The organism is Gracilibacillus orientalis, assembly GCF_900114645.1.
GTDB lineage: Bacteria > Bacillota > Bacilli > Bacillales > Amphibacillaceae > Gracilibacillus > Gracilibacillus orientalis.
This window is the reverse complement of sequence record NZ_FOTR01000001.1, coordinates 669,047-690,298: the sequence shown is the minus strand read 5'-3', so window position 1 is coordinate 690,298 and position 21,252 is coordinate 669,047. Positions and strand designations below refer to the sequence as shown.

General features: G+C 34.7%; 13 protein-coding genes. All 13 read left to right on the top strand.

The features are described from left to right. The first annotated feature begins 252 nt into the window (after positions 1–252). On the top strand, positions 253–1,290 hold the full coding sequence (locus BM121_RS03235; RefSeq protein WP_091481039.1) for an ABC transporter substrate-binding protein: 1,038 nt from the start codon (positions 253–255) through the stop codon (positions 1,288–1,290). 132 nt (positions 1,291–1,422) lie between these two features. Next, positions 1,423–3,171: a sensor histidine kinase gene (locus BM121_RS03230; RefSeq protein ID WP_091481036.1), complete on the top strand. Its 1,749-nt coding sequence runs from the start codon at positions 1,423–1,425 to the stop codon at positions 3,169–3,171. A gap of 23 nt (positions 3,172–3,194) precedes the next feature. After that, positions 3,195–4,394 (top strand): response regulator transcription factor, encoded by a 1,200-nt coding sequence (locus BM121_RS03225; protein WP_091481034.1) that lies wholly within the window; start codon positions 3,195–3,197, stop codon positions 4,392–4,394. Then, positions 4,387–6,258: a substrate-binding domain-containing protein gene (locus tag BM121_RS03220; protein WP_091481031.1), complete on the top strand. Its 1,872-nt coding sequence runs from the start codon at positions 4,387–4,389 to the stop codon at positions 6,256–6,258. Before BM121_RS03225 ends, BM121_RS03220 begins: the two co-directional genes overlap by 8 nt. 102 nt (positions 6,259–6,360) lie before the next feature. After that, a complete protein-coding gene (locus tag BM121_RS03215) occupies positions 6,361–8,010 on the top strand; it encodes a sugar ABC transporter ATP-binding protein (RefSeq protein ID WP_342714389.1) in 1,650 nt (549 codons plus the stop codon). After that, positions 7,991–8,995, top strand: a complete 1,005-nt coding sequence (locus BM121_RS03210) for an ABC transporter permease (protein ID WP_091481025.1) — start codon at positions 7,991–7,993, stop codon at positions 8,993–8,995. The genes BM121_RS03215 and BM121_RS03210 overlap by 20 nt, the downstream gene beginning before the upstream one ends. Further along, on the top strand, positions 8,992–10,038 hold the full coding sequence (gene yjfF / locus BM121_RS03205) for a galactofuranose ABC transporter, permease protein YjfF (RefSeq protein WP_091481023.1): 1,047 nt from the start codon (positions 8,992–8,994) through the stop codon (positions 10,036–10,038). Before BM121_RS03210 ends, yjfF begins: the two co-directional genes overlap by 4 nt. A 145-nt stretch (positions 10,039–10,183) precedes the next feature. Beyond that, positions 10,184–13,807 carry a PA14 domain-containing protein gene (locus BM121_RS03200; protein ID WP_091481020.1) on the top strand — a complete coding sequence of 1,208 codons (3,624 nt, stop codon included), beginning with the start codon at positions 10,184–10,186 and terminating at the stop codon, positions 13,805–13,807. Positions 13,808–14,485: 678 nt separating this feature from the next. Then, positions 14,486–15,301, top strand: a complete 816-nt coding sequence (locus BM121_RS03195) for a ZIP family metal transporter (RefSeq protein WP_091481018.1) — start codon at positions 14,486–14,488, stop codon at positions 15,299–15,301. Positions 15,302–15,563: 262 nt separating this feature from the next. Then, entirely contained in the window at positions 15,564–16,877 is a 1,314-nt protein-coding gene (locus BM121_RS03190) for an extracellular solute-binding protein (RefSeq protein WP_091481015.1), read from the top strand. A 112-nt stretch (positions 16,878–16,989) separates the two neighbouring features. Further along, complete coding sequence (locus tag BM121_RS03185; RefSeq protein WP_091481012.1) at positions 16,990–18,798, top strand: cache domain-containing sensor histidine kinase; 1,809 nt, start codon at positions 16,990–16,992, stop codon at positions 18,796–18,798. Continuing rightward, positions 18,773–20,293: a response regulator gene (locus BM121_RS03180; protein ID WP_175495303.1), complete on the top strand. Its 1,521-nt coding sequence runs from the start codon at positions 18,773–18,775 to the stop codon at positions 20,291–20,293. The genes BM121_RS03185 and BM121_RS03180 overlap by 26 nt, the downstream gene beginning before the upstream one ends. An 84-nt stretch (positions 20,294–20,377) precedes the next feature. Further along, positions 20,378–21,250, top strand: a complete 873-nt coding sequence (locus BM121_RS03175; RefSeq protein ID WP_091481007.1) for a carbohydrate ABC transporter permease — start codon at positions 20,378–20,380, stop codon at positions 21,248–21,250. The last annotated feature ends 2 nt before the right edge of the window (positions 21,251–21,252 follow it).

The following is a 21,252-nucleotide window of genomic DNA, read 5'->3' as shown; positions in this document are numbered from 1 at the left end:
CTTTTTGCTAATTATTCGTCTCTCATCCACTAATGATGGAGCAGGAACTGTTACCAGGAATTTCGATTGGCAAGGTGGAGACGTCTAATATGTTTGATAATAACCTTGTTTCTACATATGAAATGGGGTTATTTTTTAGTTCGTTATAAAAGTACGGAAATTTATAAATAAACAAGCATTATTACAAATACATTTTTGGAGATCCCTTTTATTATGAAGAGGAGTTTAAATTAGATAAAGGGGGAGAGTAAAATGAAAAGTGTAAAACAGGTATTTGTAATCTTGGTTACGGTGCTATCATTAGTATTGATTCTTTCAGCATGTAATTCAGAAAACACAAACTCAACTAATGAAAATAATGAATCAGACAACAATAGTGAGGAAGCTTCAAATGAAGACTCTTCTGGTCCTATTGTGATTGGTTTTTCACAAATAGGTGCAGAGAGTGGATGGAGAACAGCTGAGACAGAATCTATTAAAGACACATTAGAAAATGATCCACAGTTTGAACTGAAATTTTCTGATGCTCAACAAAAACAAGAAAATCAGATAAAGGCACTAAGAAATTTTATTGCTCAACAGGTAGATATTATAGCTTTAGCTCCTGTAGTAGAATCTGGATGGGAAACGGTTTTAACAGAGGCAAAGGATGCAGATATTCCAGTAATTTTATTAGACCGTCGTATTGAAGTAGAAGATGAGTCATTGTACACAAGCTTTATAGGATCTGATTTTATTCTTGAAGGTGAGAATGCAGCAAAAGAATTAATTAACCTTGTTGGAGAGGACGTAGAAACGAACATTGTAGAACTTCAAGGGACTGTCGGTGCTAGTGCAGCAAATGACCGGATGGAAGGATTTGCGAATATTATAAATGAGAACGATAAGTATAATATTATTAAATCCCAAACTGGTGAATTTACAAGGTCAAAAGGTAAGGAAGTTATGGAGGCATTCTTAAAATCTGATGGTGAGAATATAGATGTAGTTTATGCCCATAATGATGATATGGCATTAGGGGCGATACAGGCGATTGAGGAATATGGCTTGAATCCTGGGGAAGATATAAAAATTGTATCTGTAGATGGAATTAGCGATATATTCGAGGCAGTTATTGCAGGAAAAGCAAATATTATTGTAGAATGTAATCCATTATTGGGACCACAGCTTGCACAAGCAGCAAAGGATTTAAAGGAAGAAAAAGAAATTGAGCGATGGATTAAAACAGAAGAAACGGTGTTTGTAGGTGCAGAAGCAGCAGAAGAAGCCTTACCTGATCGCAAGTATTAAATGGAAATGAAAAATCGAGATTGAATTTTCAATCTCGATTTTTATTCATATTTCAGTTCCTCTTGATAAATAGTTCTTTGTAATGAATAATAAGTTTACAAAGGGGGGAGAACAATCAATGTAAAAAAAGTAGTGTTATATTTTAATAACAAAAGTATTCGATTTAAGCTCTTATTTTATTTTTTTATTATTATCATTTTATGTGTGTCTACATTAAGTTTTTTTGGCGGAAATATCTACAAAGATTCGCTAGAAGAAGAAGCGAATATGCATACTGATCAAATGATTAATCAAGTATGGAGCAATATAAAAACACTGATAGAAGAAAACGAAAATATCATGTATTATCTCTCTCAAGAGGAATTAGTGAAAGAATTCATGTTGGAACAAGAGAGTAATAGTTCTGATGAACAGTCAATAAAAAACAAAATGCAAGTTTACAAAGATAGACATCCGGAGATTGCGGGAATTTTAATCCTAAATAAGCATGATAGATTTATTAGTAACGAGATATCACGTATTTCAAGAGATCCACTCACAACGGAGCCGTGGTATGTAGAGACAATCAAGTCACCTGAAAAAATGCATTTAATTAGTAATCCAATTGGAAGAAATATAAAAAACAATTCAAATTATCAAGTAAATAATGTACTCACACTTGTAAAAGCTGTGAAAAACTCTAATACAGATGAAGTAATGGGTGTTATTTTGATAGACCTAAAATTAGATTTTATCAAAAATATTATTGAATCAATTAAATTAGGAAAAAGTGGTTTTGTGTTTATAACGGACGAGAACGGTAAAGTTGTGTATGCACCAGTAAATGATATCGTTTATCGAATACATCCAAGTTGGCTACAAAATGAAAGCTCTTCACCTGTTGAACAAACTATTAAAGGAAATAATTATCAAATTATTTACAACACTATTTCTGATATCGGTTGGAAAGTAGCTGGTGTTTTTTCTCTAGATGAAACGACAAAAGTGGTTTCGGATGTTCAGAAACTCACTTTTGTAATCGCTTTAATTACTTTGTTGGTCGGATCTGTATTTTCATTATTTTTCGCAAGTATGATAACAAAACCAGTTAACAAATTGAAAACACTAATGGGTAATGTAGAAGAAGGAAGATTTGATTTACGATTTCATTCCAAATACAGAGATGAAATAGGACAATTAGGTAAGAGTTATAATAAAATGATCGATGAAATTGAACGTTTAATCGAATTAGTATACAAAGAACAAAAAAGTAAACGAGAAGCAGAGTTAGAGATCTTGCAAGCGCAAATCAAACCTCATTTTCTATATAATACTTTAGATACTATTCAATGGATGGCTGATGAATATCATGCTACAAAGATAACTGAATTAGTGAATGCGTTAACAACCCTTTTCCGAATTGGTTTGAATAAAGGAAAGGAATTCATCACAGTAGAAGAAGAAGTTGAACATGTAAAAAGCTATCTCATTATACAAATGACTCGATACGAATCAAAGTTAGAGTATGAGATAAATATGAACGAGCGTGTAAAAGATTATCAAGTCTTAAAACTGATATTACAACCCTTAGTAGAGAATGCAATATATCATGGTATAAGAAATAAGAGAGGTAAAGGAAAGATTATAATTAATATTGATACTCAAGATGATAAGCTTCTATTTACAGTTCGTGATACTGGAATGGGAGTGAAAAGTGATAAATTACGAGAAATTAACAATTATCTAAAGAAAATTGATTCTAATGTGTCTAAGGGGTATGGTTTGTTCAATGTTAATGCAAGAATCAAACTATCTTATGGAACAGATTATGGGCTGGAAGTGTATAGTGAATTTAAAAAAGGTACAACAATTAATGCAATCCTTCCTCTTAAGCCATTCTAAGCTATTTTCAAGGGGGTTAATTAATGTGGAAATTATTTATTGCTGAAGATGAAAGTATTATTAGAAGAGGGTTAAAAAAATCATTAAATTGGGAAAGTTATTCAATCAATGTGATAGGTGAAGCAGAGGATGGAGAAGAAGCGTTAAACAAGGCTATAGAATTGAGGCCGGATATTCTATTTATCGATATCAACATGCCGTTTTTAAATGGATTAGAATTAATGGAAAAATTACGGTCGATATTACCTGATGCCGTTTTTATTGTTATTTCAGGTTATAATGAATTTATTTATGCTCAAAAAGCAATAAAGATGGGAACAATAGACTATATATTAAAACCCGTAAAAAAACCGGAGCTAGAACAGTCGATTGAGAATGCTGTTGATATTTTGACGAGAAGGTCTAGGAATAGGCTTCGTGAAAAACAATTGGAAGGCAATAAACAACTTCTTAAGGAAAAATTTCTATTGAGTTGGAGTCTTGGACACTATCAAGAAGACGAAATGAAAAAACATGCAAAGCTACTTGGAGTCAGTTTAACGAAAAACACTGGATTATTGGTATTTAAGGTTATAAAAGAAATTAACATAGGAAGTATGGAACAAAATTGGAGTGATGTTCTGTTAAGTTTTTCAATCAAAAATATTATTAGTGATCTTTTAAGTGGATATCAATCAAAAGAAATGTTTGAGGATCAATCTGGTCACATTGTTTTATTGTTACCACAGATAGACACAGAATTTTTATTCGATATCAATCAAAAAATAGTACTAGAGTTAGAGCGTTTTCTAGGAAAAGTTGTCACTTGTAGGGATTCCTTATTAACTTCATCTTTGGAATTTCCTAATGAATATAAAAAAGTAGTTAGTGATTTAAAATCAGCGAATAAAATGACGCCTATTGTTGCATTGGCTAAAAATTATATTGATCAACATTATTATAGTCCATCTATTTCATTACAACAGGTTGCAAGTTATGTGCAAGTGAATCCTACGTACCTAAGTAAACAAATAAAAAATGAACTAGGTGTCTCATTTATTCAATATCTTAAAAATGTGCGAATTAATAAAGCATTGATCTTAATGAAGGATCCTTATCTGAAGATATATGAAGTAGCTGAAATGGTTGGTTATAGTACACAACATTATTTTTGCAATGCCTTTAAAAAAGTAGTCGGGATTTCACCAACTGTATATCGTACAGGGGAAAAACTATATGAATAAAAGAATCGTCACTACTATCATGTTGTTTGTAGCACTTATGATATGCTTAGTATTTGTTATATTGTTTCAATCAAATTCTCATACAGAAACGGAAGTCGACTATGTTATTGGCGTTTCACAACCTAACCTCCTAGAACCTTGGCAAATTTCAATGAATGAAGAAATACAAGAGGAAGCATCAAAATATCATAATATAAGAGTGATTTACACTGACGCAGCTCAAAATACGCAAAAGCAAATTGATGATATTAAAACGTTAAAGGGATATGATATTGATTTATTAATTGTGTCTGTTGAAGATTCAATAGCAATGACACCCGTTATATCAAAGGCATATAATGAAATTCCAGTTATTGTACTAGGAAGAGGTGTAGAAGGTTACAATTATACACTTTATATTGGAACTGATCATTTTTTAATAGGTGAAATGGCTGCTGAAGCTACTACAAATTTGTTGGGAAATCAAGGCGGTAACGTAATTGAAGTACAAGGCTTAACGAGTGCAGTACAAGCAGAAGAGAGAAGTCGTGGTTTTAGAGAAAATATAAATCAAATGAAAAACATAAAAATTATAAACACACTTGTTGCTAACTGGCAACGTGATAAAGCAGAGGATGAATTAAAAGCATTATTAAAAAAGAGTAATGATCAACCTGATCTCATATATGCCCACAATGATGCGATGGCTTTAGGTGTGTATAAAGCACTTCATTCCCTAGATATAGATCATATTAAAATAATTGGAAGTGATGGCGTAGATAAACCAAATGGAGGACTGCAACTTGTAAAACAAAAGAAAATAGATACAACATTTATAACACCTACAGGAGGTAAACAAGCGATACACTATGCTATTCGTATTCTAGAAGAAGATACAGAAATTCCTAAAAAAATAATATTAAGAAATCATGAAGTATCTTCTCAAAATGTGGAGGACTTTTATCATAACAGAAATGACTTAACTAGCCATATAGAAAATGATGAGAAAGTCACCCTTGGATTTGCACAAGTAGGTAATGAAAGTGCATGGAGATCAGCGAATACGGAATCTATTATAAAAGCAGCTGAGCAAGAAAATGTAGATCTTCAATTAATAAATGCAAATAATAATCAAGAAAAACAAATAGCAATAATCAGGGATTTTATTAAGCAAGGTGTAGATGTCATTGCATTTTCCCCTATGGTAGAGAATGGATGGGATGAAGTATTACAGGAAGCAAAAGATGCAGGAATCCCTGTTATATTGTGTGATAGGGAAATAAAGGTTCAAGACGATTCACTTTGGACATCTTTTATTGGATCAGATTTTGTTGAAGAAGGAAGAAGAGCTGCTCAATGGGTAGTAGATCATAAGGAATCTAATACGGAAACAGTTAATATTATAGAATTAGAAGGCACAAAGAGTTCAGCACCAGCAACTGATAGAAAACAAGGATTTAAAGAAGTATCAGAACATCACCCCAATCTTCATATAATAGATTCTTTATCAGGCGATTTTACATTGGGAAAAGGTAAAGAAATGATGGAAAAGGCGTTGCAACAGTTTGGCAGTGAAATAGATATAGTGTATTCGCACAATGATGACATGGCAATTGGGGCAATTGAAGCAATTGAGGAATACGGTTTACAACCTGGATTTGATATAAAAATTATCTCAATAGATGCTACAAATAAAGCTTTTAAAGCACTAAGTGCTGGTAAATTAAATTTTACGGTGGAATGTAACCCGTTGTTAGGACCACAGATTATGCAAGCTGCTAAAGAATTAAAAAACGGTACGGAAATACCGATGAAAATTATTACATCTGAGGAAACCTTTACACAAGAAGAAGCAAAGAAAGAAATAAAAAAAAGAAACTATTAGAGTTAGCTATTACGCCAGCATAATATTATAATCTATCCAATCCCCGTTTCACAAAGTGAAGCGGGGATATTTTAATAGCTTTTTTAATTATAAAGCCGAAATGTGCAAAAAAAGACTTTTATTTTTAAATACAAAATTTCAACAAAAAATTATACTTTAAATAAGCCTGTTCTTACTATATACAACAGGTTAAAACACAGAATTAAGAGGGTGTTCTATATGGTTTCTGAGTATTTGCTAAGATCTGAAGGAATATCTAAATTTTTTCCAGGTGTCAAAGCTTTATCAAACGTTAGCTTCACTTTAAAACAAGGTGAAATTCATTCCATAATGGGTGAAAATGGTGCTGGTAAATCAACTCTAATTAAGGTGTTCACAGGAGTTCACAAAATGGATGAAGGTTCAATATTTTTCAAAGAAGAACAAATAGATCTTGATTCTCCGCAAAGTGCTCAAAACAAGGGAATTAGTGCGGTGTTTCAGGAAGTTAATTTATGCGAAAATCTCTCTGTAGCAGAGAATATTTTTATTGGTAGAGAACCAAAAAAAAATGGAAGAATTAATTGGAAGGAAATTAAAAAAAGAGCTGAGCAATTACTTTTAACGAGATTAAATATAAAGATTGATGTATCTAAAGTTCTTTCTTCGTATTCTACTGCCATTCAGCAAATGATAGCCATAGCAAGAGCTGTAGATATGTCTAGTGGTGTTCTTATTCTGGATGAACCCACTTCCAGTCTGGACAAAAATGAAGTAAAACAATTATTTAAGGTAATGAAATCATTGAAAGAGGAAGGCATGGGGATTATATTTGTTAGTCATTTTTTGGAGCAAGTCTACGAAATTTCTGATCGAATTACTGTTTTAAGAAATGGCCAATATATCGGAGATTACGTAACGAATCAACTCCCTAGAAAAGATTTAGTATCGAATATGATTGGACGGGAATGGGATGAAAATTCTAATCACAAAGAAAAACAATTTAAAAATTTAAAATCATCTGAGTTGTTATTAAGTGGAACTAATCTAGCCAGAAAAGGCTCTATTAATCCATTAAATATAGAGATGCGTAAGGGAGAAGTATTAGGGTTAGCTGGGCTGTTAGGTTCAGGTAGAACTGAATTGGCTAAAGTAATTTTTGGGATTGATAAGCCAGATCAAGGGGTTCTTTATTTAAACAATGAAAAGATTGGATCTTTAAACCCAAAATCATCGATTGAAAGAGGGGTGAGTTTCTGCCCGGAAGATCGCAAAGTAGAAGGAATAATTAATGATTTAACCATTCGTGAAAATATTATTCTAGGACTACAAACCAAAAAAGGCCTATTAAAATACATTCCTATGAAAGAACAAGAAAGGATAGCCAATAAATATATCAAATTATTAAGAATAAAAACACCGAGTATAGAACAAAGCATTGATAATCTTAGTGGTGGAAATCAACAAAAGGTCATTCTTGCTAGATGGTTAGCTACAAATCCAACTTTACTTATCTTAGATGAACCAACTAGAGGTATTGATGTAGGATCGAAGCAAGAAATTAGGCAATTAATTTTTGATTTAGCAAAAGAGGGAATTACCATTTTATTCATATCTGCTGAACTTGAAGAAACAGTAGCTTGTTGTGATCGAGTCATTGTCTTACGGGACCGTCAAAAAATTGGAGAACTACAAGGAGAGGATATGACAGAGTCTAAGATTATGGACATGATAGCAAAAGGAGATGAAATAGATGAAACAATACCTTCTTAAATTTACTAGGCAAAAAATATTTTGGCCTTTAACAGCATTAGCTTTGTTTCTTGTTTTAAATCTGTTTATAGATCCTGGCTTTTTTGAAATTGAAATAAAAAACAATCACTTATTTGGCAGTCTTATTGATATTTTAAATCGTTCGATCCCACTTGTGATAATTTCTATTGGAATGACGTTAGTTATTGCAAAAGAAGGTATAGATATTTCAGTTGGTTCAGTATTAGCCATATCAGGTGCTACAGCTGCAGCAATCATGGAGCATCAAAACATTTGGCTTGCTTTGATTGTAGCTTTAATCGTTGGAATTGTTTGTGGTTTTTGGAATGGTTTACTTGTATCAGTATTTGAAATTCAACCGATGGTAGCAACTTTAATTTTGCTAGTTGTTGGCAGAGGTATTGCTCAATTAATCACTGGCGGACAAATCTTAACGATGGATAACGAAATCTACAGTTTTATCGGAACTGGATTTTTGTTTGGTTTTCCTTTCCCTATTTACATTGGTATATTTGTTTTTTTGATGATGATTTTTTTAAAGAAACGGACAGCAATGGGGTTGTTTCTTGAATCTATTGGTAATAACATGACTGCCAGTAAATTTGCCGGCATTCAACCAAAAAAAATAATTTTGCTCGTATACACGATTTGTGGGCTTTGTGCTGCGATCGCCGGCATTATTGTAAGTGCAAATGTCAGTAGTGCGGATGCAAATAATGCAGGATTATGGATAGAACTGGACGCAATACTTGCGGTAGTCATTGGTGGAACGTCTATGCGGGGAGGAAGATATTTTTTAGGTGGCACTGTAGTTGGTGCATTGTTTATTCAGACATTATCTACCACTATTTATTCGATTGGAATCAATCCTCAAATTGTAATGGTAGTTAAAGCGTTGGTAGTAATTTTGGTGTGTTTAATGCAATCAGAATCATTTAGAAGAAGCTTTGCAAATATGGGCAAAAAGAAGGTGTCATACACATGAAAATGGTTGACATTATATGGAAAGGTAATCATGTTTTCATTCTCGCAACCACTGTATTAATTATATTGTTATACGGATATGGGTCTTTTACATTTACTGGATTTTTTAGTGCTCAAGTTTTCTTGAATTTATTTATTGATAATGCTTATCTTATTATTGTGGCAACTGGGATGGCTTTTGTAATTATTACCGGTGGCATTGATTTGTCAGTAGGAGCTTTTGTGGCGTTAATAAGTATGATTTCAGCTACTCTTTTAGAAATGGGCTTTAATGCATATTTAGTTATCGTACTCACACTTTTAATCGGTGTTCTTTTCGGTGGATTTCAGGGATATCTAATTAGTCAATTTGATTTGCACCCATGGATCGTTACATTAGCGGGCATGTTCTTAGCGAGAGGTACTAGTTTTCTAATTAATACGGAGAGTATCGTAATTACTAACGAAACATATAGTTATCTGTCTAGTGCGAAAGTGCCGATCATAGGAGGAGGCTATGTATCTATTGGGGCAATTATTGCGTTATTGTTAGTAATAATCGCTATATTTATAGCCAAATATACCAAGTTTGGAAGGAATGTTTATGCTGTTGGAGGTAATGTAAGTTCTGCAAGATTAATGGGACTTCCAGTTAAGCGGACCACCATTTTAGTTTACATGTTTTCAGGTTTCTGTTCTGCGCTAGGTGGTTTCGTTTTTACCATATACATGCTTTCAGGATATGGTTTGCATTTATTGGGGATGGAAATGGATGCAATTGCAGCTTGTGTAATAGGAGGGATCTTATTAACAGGTGGATTTGGCTATTTAATAGGACCTATGCTTGGAGTATTAAGCATGGGAGTTATTCAGACGATCATTATGTTTCAAGGTACACTTAGCTCATGGTGGACAAAAATAGCTGTCGGATTTTTACTTTTTATATTTATTGTTCTTCAGAGACTCGTTGTCATAAATAGGAGAAGGAAAGAGATGGAATTTAGCAAAGAATTAAATGTCAAGCCTGAAACGGAAACGTTTACTAGAAAGCAGTTAGATACGTAACCCTTTTTGACGAGCGAAAAGTATATCTAGTCAACAATATACCTTTGTTATTGAATTGAAGGAGGTGATGTAAGTGTAATGTTTAATAAGAAGTTCTTGTACGCGATAGTCAAGTTTGTATTAACTATGTTAAGAGGAGGATTCTATGAATATCAATATTAGAAGGAAAGGAATTTTTACCTTTTTTATCATCATGATGTTTTTGCTCCCACTATCCACTTTAATTGCAGATTCTGAGAATGATGGACAACATGGTTTAAAAGGGGATTTTTATACTAGTTCAAGTCCAGGTGCATTTGACTTCGATGAAAAGAAAGCAACTGTTGTTTCACCAAATATCAACTTTAGTGATTTAGAGTCATTATTAGAAGAATTGACGGGACAAGCTGATGATGCATCTGTTAGATGGACGGGTCAGCTAAAGCCTGAATTCTCCGAAGATTATACTTTTTCGATGATAGGAGATAACGGGTTTCGTTTATGGATAGATGATGAATTAATAATTGATCACTGGGTGAATGATTGGGATAATGAACAGGAAAGTACCCCTATTTCACTGGAAGCTGGACAAATGTATGATATTAAAATTGAGTATTTTGAAGACATGGGTGGTTCGAATTTAAAATTAAACTGGTCAAGTGACTCACAGCCAAAAGAAGTGATCCCAAGTCAAAACTTATATCTACCAGAGGACTATACGGTAACTGGTCCTACTGATGCATCTGTTTCAGCAGATGGTATGAAGGTTTCACTGACATTTGAAAGCGTTTTAAATAGTTTGCCAGATGATGCTGCCAGTTACTTTTCTACAATAGGTAACAAGCAACCGATTCACGCGGAGTTAAAAGCAGATGACCCATCCACCATTCTTTTGGATCTGGATTATCCAATTACTGCAAAAGATAATGACAATTTATATATATCTTATGATGGTGATGGTCCAATTACTACTACAGAAGGAAATTCATTGGAAGGCTTTACGACTTTTGCTGTTAATAATTCTGAATATATTATAGCCTCTCCGTGGGCAGAAGATCTCGATAAAAATAATGTATTACCTGAATACCCAAGACCACAGATGGTTAGAGATGATTGGATGAACTTAAATGGTGAATGGCAGTTTGAATCTGCATCAAGTGATGATTCACTTCCAACTGGTCAAACCTTAGATGAAACAATTCTTGTACCGTTTGCTGTTGAGTCTAAATTATCAGGTATTGAAAGACATGAAGATCATATGTGGTACAAACGTAGTTTTACGATTCCTTCAGGATGGTCTAATAATGATGTGTTATTACATTTCGGGGCTGTGGACTGGGAATCCAATGTTTATGTGAATGGTAATGAAGTAGGTACACATAAAGGTGGCTATGATGCATTTAGCTTTAACATTAGTGAGCATTTAGTTGAAGGAGATAATGAACTAATAGTTGAAGTAAAAGACTCTACGTCATTAAGTCAAGCACTTGGCAAACAACGTTTAATTCCTGGTGGGATCTTTTATACATCTGCTACAGGTATATGGCAAACACCATGGTTAGAACCTGTTGCTAACACACATGTTAGTAACCTGAAAATGACACCGGAAATACATGACGAGTACTTAGAGTTACAGGTAGAGGCTTCGAATCATGCCGATCAAGAAGTGGAAGCAATTGCATACAAAGAAGGTGAAGAAGTTGGTAGAGTGGTAGGTGCTGTTGGAGAAAATATTCAAATTCCAATACCAGATCCTAGATTGTGGTCAACTACAGATCCATTTTTGTATGATTTAGAAGTTCGCCTGAAAGATGGGAATACGACTGTTGATGAAGTGTCTAGTTACTTTGGTATGAGGGAGATTTCAAAGGGTATGGTTGATGGAACGCTACGCCCTTTACTAAATGACGAATTCGTATTTCAAATGGGACCGCTTGACCAAGGATATTGGCCAGCTGGTATTTATACAGCACCAACAGATGAAGCGTTAAAGTTCGATATAGAACAAGCAAAATCTCTTGGATTTAACATGATCCGTAAACATGCCAAATTAGAGCCACAACGTTTTCACTATTGGGCGGATAAAATGGGTATGTTAGTATGGCAAGATATGCCAAGCATGTTTGATACTAATCCATCTCCAGAAGATGCTGCACAATTCGAACATGAATTTGAAGAAATGATCGATGAGCATTACAATTCCCCTTCATTATTTTTATGGACAGTGTTTAATGAAGGATGGGGTCAATATGATACAGAAAGAATAACCAATTGGGTAGAAGAATTAGATCCAACCCGTCTTGTCTCTAATGCAAGTGGATGGACTGATGTGGGTGAAGGTGATGTAATAGATTTCCATGCATATGTAGGTCCAGATTCACCAACACCTACGGAAGATCGTATTGCCGTACTTGGAGAATATGGTGGTCTTGGCTTACATGTTCCTGGCAATGAATGGAGTGGAAATGTCTTTAATTATGAAATGCAAAGCAGTAAGGAAGAATTAACAAACCGCTATCTAGGGTTAATTGATGGTATCAAACAGCTAAAAGAAGATCCAGGTCTAAGTGCAGCCGTTTACACACAAATTACTGACGTGGAGACTGAAATTAATGGCTTGTTAAGCTATGATAGGAAAATCGAAAAGGCTGATTTTGAACGATTACGTAAAGCACATAGAGAATTAATTGGCCTTGTTGATAATAGTGATTTAGAAAAGCTAATCAATGAAGCTCAAGAGTTACTTGATAATGCCGAAATAGGTGAAAAACCAGGGCAATATGAGCAAGATATTGTAGATGCATTACATTCAGCAATAGCTAGTGCTCAGGAAGTTTTGGAACAGGATGATCCATCTAATAAATCGCTACAAGAGGCAATAGAAGCTTTAGAAGAAGCAGTTGATCAATTTAAAGATCAGGTGAATCCGCCCATTGCTTTAGGTGCAAATGTTGATCATTTTGATAGTGATTCATTATCAGAAGAATGGTCCATTTATGGAGAAGTAGAGGAAAGATGGAGTTTAACAGAAGTACCTGGCAAGTTAAGAATTCTAACATCTGAAGGAGATTCACACGAAGAAGCCAACTCTTTGAAAAATCTATTTTTAAGAAATGCTCCTGAAGGTGATTTTGAAATTACTACAAAGCTTACAGCTCCAATCCGCCAAAATCACCAACAAGCAGGTTTGTATATTTGGGAAGATGAGGATAACTATGTAAGACTAGGTCATGTTTGGGATACTAGTACTACTGATGGTTACAGCATAGAAACAGCTAAAGAAGAAGATGGTACGTATTCAAAACCTGATAATATGGTCGCACATCCAGAAACAGATACCGTTTATTTGAAGTTGACAAAAGTTAATGACCAAGTGACCTCATATTATTGGGATGGATCAGAATGGATTCAAGCGGCAGATCCAATGACGGTTTCACTCGATAATATAAAAGTTGGATTATATGGTACATCTACTTTAGCTGGAGATATTAATGCTGACTTTGACTACTTTACATTTCAAGCTTTGCCAATCAATACATCAGCATTCCAGGAATTAATGGATAGCTATATAGAATCTGAAGATTTAAACGGCCCATTGGCGGCACAATTGTCAAACACGTATAAACAAGTGGTTCATCATTATGAGAAAAAGTCAGAAGCTAAAGCACTTAAGTTTATCCAAAAATATTTGACTCAAATCGAGAAATCATCGATGCAGAAGCATATTTCAGAGGACGCAAAAGAAACATTAGTGGAAGAAGCAGAAGCTATCGCTGAGCAGTTGAATTAAATTATATTAAATAAACTAAATAGAAAACAGGGGAGTAGGCGACCGCTTGCTCCCTTTTTCTAATCCTTTTACAGTACTAACTTCTTTCGGCTGTGACGGAAGAGGATTGACAATAAATGTATCAACTTCATGCCGGACAACTTCTTTACCTTCTTACTCCCATGGTTTCATGGCAGAGCCAATGGTTTCTCTGCTCATTTCTCCATTTGTGACAGGCTTTTTTAAAATATATTAAAAGTTTTCTGGTGAAATATTGTAATCTAGGGAAGATATATGTACAAATTACATTTTGTAAGAATCTAGTGTAAACTATAGTAGTAAAAGTAGTATTTCGATTTCCAAATACATGTTGTCCCCTTATTCTTAAAAGTAGGATGAAGGACAAAAGAAGAGCAAATCGGAAAAAAGTGTCTATCATAAGCCTGATGAAGGACAAAACTACGTAAAATAAAATAATTCTGTCCATCATTATAAATATTATAGAAAATGATAATATGTTTGTTATCCTTGTCGCTACCGTATATAATCAACTGATTACAATGTTTCCGATATTTATTGTAGTGTATATTTTTTTGCGGAATTTTATCTCAGAATTTAATACGTAAAATTTAGTTAATAGTAGAATTAGCGTTAGAATGTAATAGCAACCTATTTTAAGGAAGGTGATCTTTCTTCATTATGCTTGATTTTTTTCAGAATTTTAATCCTATAACACAAACGTTGATAGCTACTTTATTCACTTGGGGGATGACTGCATTAGGCGCTAGTCTCGTTTTTGCAACCAAAACCATCAATCAGCGACTAATGGATAGTATGTTGGGATTTGCTGGCGGTGTTATGATTGCAGCAAGTTATTGGTCTTTACTAGGACCAGCTATTGAATTATCGGGTGATAACGCCATCGGAACTTGGTTTCCGTCAGCATTTGGATTTTTATTAGGTGGTATTTTCTTATGGGGAATAGATAAGGTTTTACCCCACCTTCATCCAAATACCCCTGTTGATAAAGCAGAAGGAATCTATCAGGAAAAAAGAAAAAGAAGTACACTACTAGTACTCGCCATTACTCTACATAATATCCCAGAAGGGTTAGCGGTCGGAATTGCTTTTGGTGCTCTTGCAAATGGTGGAACGGAAGCATCTTTAGCTGGAGCCATCACATTAGCGCTTGGAATTGGCATACAAAACTTTCCAGAAGGAGTTGCAGTTTCTATGCCATTAAGAGCAGAAGGGATATCTCGAAGTAAGAGTTTCCAATACGGGCAATTTTCCGGAATGGTGGAACCAATTGCTGCGGTTATTGGAGCAATTGCAGTATCCTTTATTGAACCATTATTACCTTATGCATTAAGTTTTGCGGCTGGAGCGATGATTTTTGTAGTAGTCGAAGAAGTTATTCCGAGTTCACAAGAGAAAGGCAATAAAGACTTGGCTTCCATGAGTTTAATGATTGGTTTTGTATTAATGATGATTCTTGATGTGGCATTAGGTTAATTCACCTTATGATGAAGCAAAGGTTTAAATTAAATTTAGAAACAAAAATGTATTGCTGAAGCTTTCTGGTTGGAGAAGGTTTTAGCAATACATTTCTTATAAAGAAGGAGATACACAATGTAGAAATACTGTGAGATTTTTATGGGGATAATTTTCGTGGTGCATAAAATATTGGATATTATATTAACTTTGTTGGATTTTTTTGCTTATTCTTCTGTGAGATAATCCTTAATGAAAGCGATAACAAAGTGGAGGGTTGATTATGAGAAAGAGGAGTAATAATTTATTTTTAGGTTTAGTTGTTTTACTGGTTAGTGTACTAGTTGCATGTTCAAGTGATAACGGAGAGGAAACATCATCTAATGGAGAATCGACAAATGATGATGCTGTCGAGCTTAAATTCTGGAAATCAGAAGATGTTGGTCGAGCGGATTACCAAGCATTTATGGATGTGGTAGAGAAATTTGATGAAGAGCACCCGAAAATTGATCTTCAGGTAGATACAACTCCAAATGCTGATTATCGAACTCGGCTAAATACACAGGCAGCTGGTGGACAATTACCTGATGTATTCCAAGTATGGCCTGGAGCAGAGTTAGAACCACTAGTAGATGGCGGTGTCTTACAACCAATCAATGATATTGTCAGCCATTGGACAGAGGAGACTGGCTTATTAGATGAAGAAGACTTTGAAGATTTTTCGGTTGAGGGTGATACCTATGCTGTACCTGCTAACACGAACCCAACAAACATGGTCTTTTATGACAAAGATATGTTAGCAGATGCCGGATATGATGAGTTTCCTGAAACGTATGATGAGTTCTTACAACTGATCGATGATTTAAAAGGAAATGATATTACACCTATCGCATTAGGTAACTCAGATGCTTGGGTATTGCAATCTGTTTATATCTCAACGATAGCTGATCGATTTACTGGCAATGATTTCTTGGAAGATGTTGCAAATGGAGAAAGAGCATTTACAGATTCAGACTTTGTACAGTCCTTGGAAGTGATTGATGAGTTAGTGAAGAAAGAAGCATTTAATGAAGATCTTAATACCATTGATAGTACACAAATGGTTGATTATTTTCTTCAAGGAAGAACAGCCATGGTTATTGATGGTAACTGGGGGATTTCTTCCATTCTAGAAAATAAGCCGGAAGATAAAAATATTGGTGTTTCGATGATTCCTTTAAATGATAAGAAAACGATATCCACTGTTGCAGGAACGGGAGTTGCTATTAATAGTGAATTAGAGGGCGAAAAACTCGAAGCAGCACATACATTTTTACAATATGTCTACGATCAGGAACTATGGGAAGAGTTAATTAAAGTAGGTCGTCCCATTATTGCAAACGTAGAAGTACCGGATGATGCAGAACTTAACCCATTAACAGAAGAAATGTTAGAAGTTATTGCTGAATCTGAACCAGCGCCAGTTTATGATGCTACGTTAACACCAGCAGTAAATGATCAATTAGAAAATGAGCTGCAATCGATAACGGTTGGTGGTTCAACACCTGAAGAAGCAGCTGAAAATATTCAACGTGTTGCAGAAACCGAACTAGAGTAGTTCATAGTATGAATGGTAAGTAGAGTGTCTTACGGGATACTCTACTTTTTGCGCATAAGCAAAATGTTATAATCTTCTTACTACTAATTATGAAGTATGGGAGAAATTAAACATGCAATTAATCCAATATATTAAAAACAGCTTAAAATGGAAATCAGTTATTATTTTCCTTTTGCTTGTGACGATTCCAAGTGGTTTAATCGGTTCGATCGTTATTTATCAATCTAACAATATATTAAAAGAGCAAGTTATTAACACTACGTACCGTAATCTCAATAACATGGAGTCACAACTAAACAACGTTATCGAAGAAATTGAGGAGATCTCGCGATATATGATTTACAGCAATGAATTCCGTGACTTTATGACCTATCCAGCAGTTACTGGTGAAGATTATAACCATTTAAATCAAATCCGGAGTAATTTAAATGGTTTCTTTGTCTTCCATCAATCAGAGAAAGATTACTTTCATTCTGTGCAAATCGAAGGACAGAATCAGCAAGTGTTGTCAGTTGGTGAGATTGTTGAAGGGGAGGAAGAGAAGTGGGTTAACAAAGCAATGGAGATGGAAGGGGAAATACTGTGGAGCACACCATATAAGATGCATAATCAACCAACCAATGAAGATGAAAAGGTGATCACCTTCTACCGAGTGATTAATCATCTCTATGACATTAAGCAGCCAATTGGACTTGTTCGTATTCGCCTTGATCAGCAGGCATTGTATCAGCATGTAACGGCAGGTTTTACAAATGAACAGCATCAAGCCTTTTTTGTACATAACCAAGAACAGGATATTACTGGATCTGATGAAGCAAAGGACTTTAGCTACCAAACCTTTATGGATAATATTCATTCAGAAGGAGAAAGTTTTCAACTGGAGTCAGATGGAGATGTTTATTACGGTGTATCGAGATATATTGAGCAAATTGATATGCATTTAGTATCAGTTGTCAGTGAAAAGTATGTTTTATCTGAAATGAAGGATACTCAATCAACATTTGGATATATGATTTTGATCGCCGTATTTATGGGATTAATGACATTTGCAGGATTTGTTTTCTTTGTCGTCCGTCCCATACTGGAATTAACAAGAGAAACAAAACGGTTAGAACTCGGGGACTTTAAAGCGAGAGTTAAAATCCGATCGAAAGATGAAGTCGGGCAACTTGGCTATCGATTCAATTCGATGGTTGAACAGATTCAGAGATTAATTGACAGTAAATATAAGTTGGAAATTCAACATAAACATTCAGAATTGAAGGCGTTACAAAGTCAAATCAATCCCCATTTTCTTTATAATACACTAGACATGATTCGTTGGACCGCTCGTTTGGAACATGCACCGGAGACAAGTAAGAGTATCGAAGATTTATCTACTTTATTTCGTATTACCCTTAGTCAAGGAAAGGTATGGATTCCATTAAAGGATGAAATAAAGTACGTCCAAAGCTATATGGAACTGCAAAAAAAGCGGTTAGGGGAAACATTTCAGTATGCGATTTTTATGGAAGCGGGATTATCCAAAAGTGTTGTTCTAAAACTAATGTTGGAACCACTTGTGGAGAATAGCTTTAAACATGGCTTTCAGCAATTACAAGAAAAGAAACAGATTACGATACGCTGCTATCTTAAAGGTGAAATAATCATTATTGATGTATTGGATAACGGTATCGGAATGGATATCGACAGAGTAAAGCAATTGTTGCACTCGACAGAAGAACAAGACAGTTATGCCTTAAAAAATGTTCATGATCGTATTACCAATGCTTTTGGCAATCATTATGGACTTAAGATCATAGATGTGAAGGAAGGTGCCTGTGTCCGAGTATATTTACCATGGATTAAAGATGAATTGATGCTGAACCGACTGATAGAAGGAGATGAAAGGCCAAATGACGTTAAAGATGTTGATCGTTGATGATGAACCATTAATATGCCAGGGACTATCTAACACCATTCCTTGGGAGGAAATAGATATTGATATTGTTGGATCTGCAAATAATGGTAAAAAAGCATTGGAAATAATTCAACAAGAGCCGGTGGATATTGTCATTACCGATGTGTATATGCCGGAAATGGATGGTATACATTTATCAAAGGCACTTGCTGAAGGTTTTCCTGAAGTGACCATTATTATGATCAGTGGATATGAGGAATTTGAATACGCGCGCCAGGCGATTCGAATTGGTGTTGAAGATTATTTATTAAAGCCGGTAGATATCGATGAATTGTTTGCATTAATCAAAGATGTAAAGCAGCAAATCGAAAAGACAAGAAAAGAAGAGCAGGATCAGCAAGAGACAATGTTGACCAACTATTTATCTCAACAAGTATTCGATTTACCGGATTCATATAATCTTGAGGAAAAAATTAAAATGCAAGCATATTCATTTCGTTTATTGATGATCGAAAGAAAAAACTATATGGCAGTTTGTTCAAAAGATACAGAGATGGAATTGGCTAACCATTTGAAAGAAGTAATAGCACCATGTGAACTTTCATCGATATGTATCGAAACACATGAGAATCAATTGGTGGTATTTCTATATGATCAGCAGGATGTTTCTAATGACAATATTAATCAGTTCATTACCGTGATCACGGAAGCATTTGATAACCAGGTTTCCCTGGCTATATCTTCTAGTTATCATGATTTACATCATGTTTCACTGCTTTATCAGGAATTAAATCAGCGCCTCAGTTTCTATCGAGGCTCAGCTAAACAAGTGATTACTGATAAAGAAAATATGCCGTCTGAAAAGCATTTCGATGTGGACAAACAAATAGTGGATTCAATAAGTAATGCTGTTTTTCAACAGGATAAGTTAGAAGTGGATAAAGTAGTGAACCAGCTCTTTATAGATTTGGAGCAAAATCAGTTAACGTTGGTACAAATCAAAGGTGTGGCCATTTTTCTGCTTAACTCAATTAAAGAAAGGGGTCAGGCTTCAACTTTCGAAAACCTTGAATTTACGTTGGGGCAGGAACTCGATTTACTTATTTATAATAGTATAGATGCTCTTCAAGCGGTGCTGTCGGATGATCTTGAGCTGATGATCAATTTTTTACAGCATTCAAGCGAAAATCATTGGATTATTCAACACGCTAAACAGTATATCGAGAAAAACTATCAAAAAGATATCAAAGCAGTAGAAGTAGCGGAAGAACATTATATTACACCTAATTATTTTAGTATGCTATTTAAACAAGAGACAGGTTACAGCTATTCTGAATATCTCAATACAATACGTATTAATAAAGCGAAAGAATTGCTCACAGGAACCTCGAACAAAGTGTTTGAAATAGCGGAGTATGTCGGATACCGGGAATATAAATATTTTGTTCAGGTATTTAAAAACTATGCTGGAATCACGCCTACTCAATTTCGTCGGATTCATTCCATAGAAAAGTAGATATAATGTTAACTTTATAGGATTTCGAAAATATGTAAGCCCTTTTATAATAAAGGAAAGTTAGCAGTTGTAGGGAGTGATGACATGCATTTACTAAAAAAACCGTGGATTATAGCGGTGGGTGTTATACCCGCATTGACAATCTATCTGATTTTTAGTATTTTACCAATTTTTATTTCTTTTTATTATTCTTTTATGTCTTGGAATGGTTTTTCTGAGATGCAGTTTATTGGACTGGAAAACTTTAAAGAGGTACTTCAAGATTCTGTTTTTTGGTTATCGGTACGGAACAACATTTTAGTAGTTCTGGCTTCTGTGTTTGGACAAATACCGATTGCTTTGGGACTAGCGTTATTATTAAATCGAAAAATAAAGGGCGCTAAGTTTTTCCGTACGATCGGTTTTATGCCAGTAGTTATTTCAACGGTAGTTATTTCGATAACTTGGCGTATGATTTATAACTCGGAATATGGTATGATCAATAACTTTTTGGATGCAATAGGGTTAGGTTTTCTACAGCAGAATTGGCTTGGTGATCCAACTTGGGCAATCATTGCAGTTTGTATTACGATTATTTGGCAGTTTGTTGGGCTTTATTTTATTATTTTCTTATCCGCATTGCAAACGGTTCCGAGCGAAATTTTAGAAGCGGCAGATCTTGATGGGGCTTCAGAGTGGCAAAAAACGCGCTATGTGGTTCTACCGTCGATATGGAATATCATTCTAATTTCAGTCGTGCTTTGTATTAGTGGAAGTTTGAAAACGTTTGATTTAATTTATGTTATGACATCTGGTGGTCCTGCGAATTCCACGGAGGTAATGGCTACTTATATGTATGGCAAAACATTTGAAGGACTTCGCTATGGGTACGGTAGTGCGATTTCTGTCTTAATCTTTTTATTTAGTATCGGGCTTATCTTAATAACTACTAAATTACTACGAAGAAAAGAGGTGTAGGT

What these genes read in the sequence shown, in the direction of transcription:
- BM121_RS03220 (WP_091481031.1), top strand. Translation starts at nt 4,387, where the DNA reads ATGAATAAAAGAATCGTCACTACTATCATGTTGTTTGTAGCACTTATG.
- BM121_RS03225 (WP_091481034.1), top strand. Translation starts at nt 3,195, where the DNA reads ATGTGGAAATTATTTATTGCTGAAGATGAAAGTATTATTAGAAGAGGG.
- BM121_RS03180 (WP_175495303.1), top strand. Translation starts at nt 18,773, where the DNA reads ATGACGTTAAAGATGTTGATCGTTGATGATGAACCATTAATATGCCAG.
- yjfF (WP_091481023.1), top strand. Translation starts at nt 8,992, where the DNA reads ATGAAAATGGTTGACATTATATGGAAAGGTAATCATGTTTTCATTCTC.
- BM121_RS03200 (WP_091481020.1), top strand. Translation starts at nt 10,184, where the DNA reads ATGAATATCAATATTAGAAGGAAAGGAATTTTTACCTTTTTTATCATC.
- BM121_RS03210 (WP_091481025.1), top strand. Translation starts at nt 7,991, where the DNA reads ATGAAACAATACCTTCTTAAATTTACTAGGCAAAAAATATTTTGGCCT.
- BM121_RS03235 (WP_091481039.1), top strand. Translation starts at nt 253, where the DNA reads ATGAAAAGTGTAAAACAGGTATTTGTAATCTTGGTTACGGTGCTATCA.
- BM121_RS03175 (WP_091481007.1), top strand. Translation starts at nt 20,378, where the DNA reads ATGCATTTACTAAAAAAACCGTGGATTATAGCGGTGGGTGTTATACCC.
- BM121_RS03190 (WP_091481015.1), top strand. Translation starts at nt 15,564, where the DNA reads ATGAGAAAGAGGAGTAATAATTTATTTTTAGGTTTAGTTGTTTTACTG.
- BM121_RS03195 (WP_091481018.1), top strand. Translation starts at nt 14,486, where the DNA reads ATGCTTGATTTTTTTCAGAATTTTAATCCTATAACACAAACGTTGATA.
- BM121_RS03185 (WP_091481012.1), top strand. Translation starts at nt 16,990, where the DNA reads ATGCAATTAATCCAATATATTAAAAACAGCTTAAAATGGAAATCAGTT.